The following is a 5,697-nucleotide window of genomic DNA, read 5'->3' as shown; positions in this document are numbered from 1 at the left end:
ATATAATGAAATCTTAAAAATGAATGAATTTCCTAATTTTCAAGGGGCTGCTATACTTGGTTTTTGTTTAAATATTTTTGGATTAGAGGTTAATAAAAAAACAACAAGCCATAGAGATGTTGAAGCATTGCATAAAGTATTATTGACATGGACTAAAAAAAATTTTGCTGCAATGTACAATTATAATCCAAAAATTGCAGAGCAATGTTTAATCGATGGATTAAGTTATGAACCAGATAATTTAAGAATTATTAAAACTTATCCTATTGAAGGTCTAAGACAGAAACGGATAAATTTTTATTTAGAAGTAGATCCACCACAACCTAACAAATTTGTTCTGTAGAAATTTCTTTAATAAGGAAATATAAAATCATAAACTGTTTTTAGGATTATTAACGTAGATTATTCAGAAGGTGTATCTTTATCTGTTTTTTTTAGAAAATCAAAAGTTAAAGCATCTTTCCGATAAAGCCAGTAAGCTGCAATCGTATATAAACCAAGTATTGTAGCAGTTGTTGTGGTAACTAAAGCAACATAAGCCTGATTGCTTAAATTAAATTTAAGATAGGAAAAAGTGTTTGTAAAAAATTGCAAGGGGAAGGTTCCAAAACCTTGTATAATTGTAATCAAAATAATAGTTAAAGTCCAACCGATAGCAATATATGATAATTTTTTGAATTCTCTCTTGCGAAGCTCAGCTTCCTTTTCAAGATTATCTAAAACTATTTCTATATAACGTTTTTGGTAGTCATCATAATCTCCTTTTTTGAAAGCATTTTCCTCTTCAACCCCAAGAGAGTCCCCTCTAGAAGTAGGAGGGACTTCTAATGGGGTTGGATCATTCAAAAAATCAAATAATGACTCAGGCATCATCACCAACCTTTTCTTTATATAATTTTTTATAATGATTTTGGATTAATGTATTATCGATTATAAAGTTATACCATGAACCCTCACCATGAGGATATGTTTGATCCCAAGGCGTACCTTTAGCATGAGTAATTTGAGATAAGTCAACACCATCAAAATTTTCATAGGCCTTTAAGACGTAATCAATAACTCTCAATTCATCTTTTTCAAAATTAGCTTCAGGAACATCTGGAATAGGTGCTGTTATAAGGTTATTACGGTATGACTTTATATTATGATAAAGCTCAGGAATAACAGGTCCAAATTTCCATGCTTCTACTTTATCTTCAAAAAGAGAACGATTAAATAGACCAAGCATCCAGCCATGAGCAATATAAGTCAATTTTATTAGCTGCATGGGAGTGTATTGCTTGTTTAATTCTTTACCTTTAGCAATTATCTTGTTGGCAACTTGAAGTGCAGTATGAGCCATGCTGTACCTCCTAAAAAATTAATGCAGAAAAACAGTCCACACAGAATCTAAATGGCATCAAGCTTTCTAATTGTTGTCCAAGAATTACAACAACTATCAAAGAAAGGCAAGCCATTATACATACCCTTACATTTAATATATATGGCTTTATATGAATATTTAAAGCCTAGGCGACAATTTAAGACGTCTACATGTTTTTTGTAATTAATTTATTAAAAACATATATTTAAGTTAGCTTCATTACTTGGTAGATCATTTAATGAGTAGTATATAGGAAGGTTGGTAGACGATATTTATCTAAATAACCACTTTATATAGTAAGTAACATATTATTAGTTAAAAAATGGTTACGTTTAACATAAATCGCAAATAATTAAAGGCACAATCAAATTCCATCCCCCTTTATAAACCCTCATTTAACAATCACTTATCCATTATTTATTCTTACTTTTTAATGATCTAATTTAAAACAAATGTCATTTTGTGTGCTTGACTGCAACAGGGTTGGGCACTATTCTTTGCCTGCTGGCCACATTGCCAGCCGGCTTTGACAGGCTGAATAATAACTCCCGCATCAGAGCTTTTCCTTCTGAGGAATAGTTTTGTGTGTGGTGGACCACTCGTTCCCTCCCGTAGCGGTAGGACGGGAGAGGGACACCTTCGGGTGTGCTAGTTTGAGTTATTACTAGTCTGTCAACCTTCTTCCGTTCTGCCACCATAATTCTATAAATGTCTGGCAGAACTCCCAATAAAAAGGAGTTGGCTTTGCACATTCTTAATTTCTTGGCAGCCTTTGCCAAAAGCTATAACGACACAACTTAAATTTTTAAAGCAGTTTGAATATCTAAAGATTTTCAGGCTTTAAATCAATTCGTCTAAAACTTAGTTCAACAATAAAACTTGAGATGTGCCACGCACAGTCTTTACGGCTTTGCTGTGCCTTTTTTTCTCCCAAAAAGGGCACAGGCTTTTATATCTCATTTATATACAACAAAAATTTATTTTATAACGGTAAAACTATGCCAAATTTAATACTCCCAACACGTGCTTTTGAAGTTGTAAAAAAAGGGATTAATTTGTTCCACCACGGTGGGTTTCATATGGTCGGCGTCGACAAAATTGTGAGAGAAACCGAAGTGAACAAAATGACGTTTTATAACTATTTTCACTCAAAAGAACGCTTCATTGAAATTTGTCTAATTGTGCAAAAAGAACGCCTCCAAGACCAAGTGGTTGCAATGGTCGAGTACGATGATGACACCAGTACACTTGATAAACTCAAGAAACTTTATGTATTACATACTGATTTAGAAGGGCCGTATTACTTATTATTTAGAGCCATTTTTGAAACTAAAAATACTTATTCAAAGGTTTATAAAACCGCGGTGAGATACAGAACATGGCTTACCAATGAAATTTATAGCCAGCTTAGACAGCTCAAAACAGATGTTTCCTTTACCGATGCCAGAATCTTTTTATATATGATTGAGAGCGCCATTATTCAGCTTTTAAGCTCGGATGGGGCAGATGAAAGTGAGACGGTGCTTGAGTATTTTTTGCGAAAGTTGGTTTAACGTTTATAAAAATATTTGGTGTCTCATCGACCACGTAATTTATTCAATATTCATGGATGGGAAATGAACTTAGACTGAGAAAATGTTAGCTCTATTTAAAATCTGATAGTCACACAAAAAATGATAACTATCAGATTTAAACGAGAGCAGTTTTATAAGCTATTCATTAAAAACTAATGACTATCTATAGAATGAACAACAACAGATGCTCTCTATTTTTGTCATAGCTGTACTAAACAATAGTAAGAACTTCGGTTACAGGCTTACGTATTTTTTGCGCCCAATTATCGGTTGTTGGATAACCCACCGCAACAATCATGACAGGCAATTCATTCGCTGTAAGTTCAAAATCTTGAGAAACTTGTTTTGCATCAAATCCACCCATTGCACAAGTTCCTAACCCCATTTCTTGTGCTGCGAGTATTAAAGTCATTGCAGCTAAAGATGCCGAGCGAATAGCCTCATCGCGTTGTAATATAGCGTTATCTTGATAAGCATTAGTCGCTTGTCTTACCCAGCTATCAATAACTTTATGTCCCATAATATTATTTTCTAGGGATGGCTGAAGTGCGTTATGCAGTTGATGATGCGCATCAAATGTGCCGCAGATTATAAAGTTTACAGAAGCATCCGTAATTTTATCTTGTCCGAACGCTGCTGCTTTCAATAATTGTTTTGACTCTTCAGAACGTACCGCTATAAAGCGCCAATTTTGTAAATTATAAGCCGAGGGAGCTTTAGTTGCTAATTCAACTAATAATTTGATGGTAGCTTCATCTAATGAGCGATTTGGCTGAAAGTTATTAATTGATGTGCGAGTTTCAATAGCGTGTTGTATAGAGATATTCATATAAGCCTCAGAAAAGAGAAAATAATTTTAAAGTTAATTATTAATTACGACGTGCTGTGGTCCATTGCACTACGAACACACTAACGAGCACGATGACTAATCCTAAAAGGGCAGTTCCTGAAATTGACTGTGATAACAAAGCCCAACCCAGTACCACCGCAGTAAGGGGACTAAGTAGCCCAAGAGATGCAACAGCTACACTTGGCAGACGGCTTATGCCTCTAAACCAAAGTACATAAGCCACTAAAGCACCCGCTAAGCTCAGATAAGCGTAAGAAATATATTGCACAGGTTTTAAAGTAGGGAGAGGTGCATCTACCATCCAAGCTATAGGTAGAAGAATTAAGCCCCCAATCACAAGCTGCCAACCCGTAAGAGCGAGTAATGGCATATCTAACTTCCAGCGGGAGGTTAGCCACACGCCACATGCCATACAAATAGCACCTAATAAGGCTGCTAAGATTCCAATCGGTTCAAATACGGTATTAGGCGATAACAGCAAGATTGCCATTCCAAACATACCTATTATGGCTGCCCATAATGTAGATCTGAGCGGTGACCGACCATCTACTACCCAAGCGATTACCATTACAAGTAAAGGCTGAATTGCACCAAGTACAGCTGCCAATCCACCGGGTAAACGATAGGCTGCTATAAACAAAAAGGCTTGGAAAAATCCTATATTGAGTGCCCCAAGTATGATGAGGCGCCACCAATCATTTTTTGCAGGCATGCGGCGCGTCAACAAAAGTAAGAGTAAGCCTGCTGGTAATACTCGTATAAGTGCTGAGGTAAATGGACGGTCGGATGGTAAAAGCTCCGATGTCACAATATATGTGGAACCCCAAATGAGAGGAGCTAATGCGGTGAGTAAAATGTCTAACCCACGCGATGTTGGTAATGTATTTGACATATTGTTGTAATTTATCTTCAATTCAAGATATTATTATGTTGTCACACTAATTAACTTGAAGTCAAGATAAATGAAAAATCAGAACGATAGTCTTGGAAAAGATGAAGTTGATAAAATTTTAGAACAATGGGCGAAAGAACGACCGGATCTTGATGCCAGTCCTATGGGGCCTATTGGTCGCATTAAACGCTGTGCGACTTTGTTAGAACGGCTTTTAGAATCTACGTTCTCAACCTTTGACTTAAGTCTTTGGGAATTTGATATGTTAGCTACCCTTCGACGTTCGGGATCTCCATATAGACTAAGTCCAACTGAATTGTTTTCAGCATTAATGATTACTTCTGGGACAATGACGCATCGTTTAAAGAAACTAGAGCAGAGGAACCTTATTGAGCGTATCGATAACGAAGAAGATGCTCGTAGTATGCTTGTACAACTTACCAGTCATGGATTGGAACTCATCAATAAGGCAGTGGAAGCACATGTAGAGAATGAACGTCTTATACTTTCAGTACTGTCGAATACTGAAATAGACAATATCAATACTTCTCTATCAGTACTGCTTCAATCTTTAGAGAAGCCTTCAAAAAAGGTTAAGTAAGCATATTAAGTATGCAAATTCGTGCTAGGTCCTAATTAAAAATTGATATTTTATAATTAGGATTTGGTGATATATACGAATTACACTATAACCAAGCTAAGGTCTAGCCTTTAATGCCTTAATGATAATTTGCAAAGTACTGCTTTAAAGAATTTAAAAAAAGTTCAACCTTCTTTGGAACTCTTGATCCATAAGGTGTGGTTGCATAAAAATAAAGGTTAGAGTTTAAAAGGGTTTTTGAATAGTTAATAATAATTCCCTCATCTTCATATTTTTTTGCTAAAAAATCAGGTGCAAATAAAATACTCCGATTTCTCTTACAAAGTTCTAAAAGAATTTCTATATTATTACATGTCAATTTTGGTATTGAGTTAATAATATTATTTTTTAAGTCATCTTTAGAATATAGTAAAATGC

General features: G+C 35.2%; 6 protein-coding genes and 2 pseudogenes. 3 read left to right on the top strand and 5 right to left on the bottom strand.

The genetic code is table 11. The features are described from left to right. A pseudogene (locus tag ACH63V_RS17800) lies at positions 1-343 on the top strand (hypothetical protein); the annotation flags it as partial. Between the two features lie 59 nt (positions 344-402). Here ACH63V_RS17800 and ACH63V_RS17795 read toward each other — a convergent pair. Continuing rightward, a complete protein-coding gene (locus ACH63V_RS17795; RefSeq protein ID WP_396464289.1) occupies positions 403-870 on the bottom strand; it encodes a hypothetical protein in 468 nt (155 codons plus the stop codon). Continuing rightward, positions 863-1,342, bottom strand: coding sequence for a Panacea domain-containing protein (locus tag ACH63V_RS17790; protein WP_396464288.1), 480 nt, complete (start codon positions 1,340-1,342; stop codon positions 863-865). Before ACH63V_RS17790 ends, ACH63V_RS17795 begins: the two co-directional genes overlap by 8 nt. A 1,019-nt stretch (positions 1,343-2,361) precedes the next feature. Between ACH63V_RS17790 and ACH63V_RS17785 the strand changes: the two genes are divergently transcribed. Further along, positions 2,362-2,916 carry a TetR/AcrR family transcriptional regulator gene (locus ACH63V_RS17785; RefSeq protein WP_396464287.1) on the top strand — a complete coding sequence of 185 codons (555 nt, stop codon included), beginning with the start codon at positions 2,362-2,364 and terminating at the stop codon, positions 2,914-2,916. A gap of 232 nt (positions 2,917-3,148) precedes the next feature. Here the strand turns inward: ACH63V_RS17785 and ACH63V_RS17780 are convergent, their stop codons facing one another. Beyond that, positions 3,149-3,766 (bottom strand): nitroreductase family protein, encoded by a 618-nt coding sequence (locus tag ACH63V_RS17780; RefSeq protein WP_396464286.1) that lies wholly within the window; start codon positions 3,764-3,766, stop codon positions 3,149-3,151. Between the two features lie 40 nt (positions 3,767-3,806). Further along, complete coding sequence (locus ACH63V_RS17775) at positions 3,807-4,679, bottom strand: EamA family transporter (protein ID WP_396464285.1); 873 nt, start codon at positions 4,677-4,679, stop codon at positions 3,807-3,809. A 70-nt stretch (positions 4,680-4,749) separates the two neighbouring features. Between ACH63V_RS17775 and ACH63V_RS17770 the strand changes: the two genes are divergently transcribed. Next, entirely contained in the window at positions 4,750-5,280 is a 531-nt protein-coding gene (locus tag ACH63V_RS17770; RefSeq protein ID WP_396464283.1) for a MarR family winged helix-turn-helix transcriptional regulator, read from the top strand. A 118-nt stretch (positions 5,281-5,398) separates the two neighbouring features. On the opposite strand, the pseudogene ACH63V_RS17765 reads toward ACH63V_RS17770, so the two are convergent. Further along, a pseudogene (locus tag ACH63V_RS17765) lies at positions 5,399-5,697 on the bottom strand (LysR family transcriptional regulator); the annotation flags it as partial.

This window comes from Acinetobacter sp. ABJ-A23_2, assembly GCF_044538765.1.
In the GTDB taxonomy this organism is placed as follows: Bacteria; Pseudomonadota; Gammaproteobacteria; order Pseudomonadales; family Moraxellaceae; genus Acinetobacter; species Acinetobacter nosocomialis_A.
The sequence above is the reverse complement of the archived record's forward strand: the minus strand, read 5'-3'. Positions and strand labels throughout refer to the sequence as shown.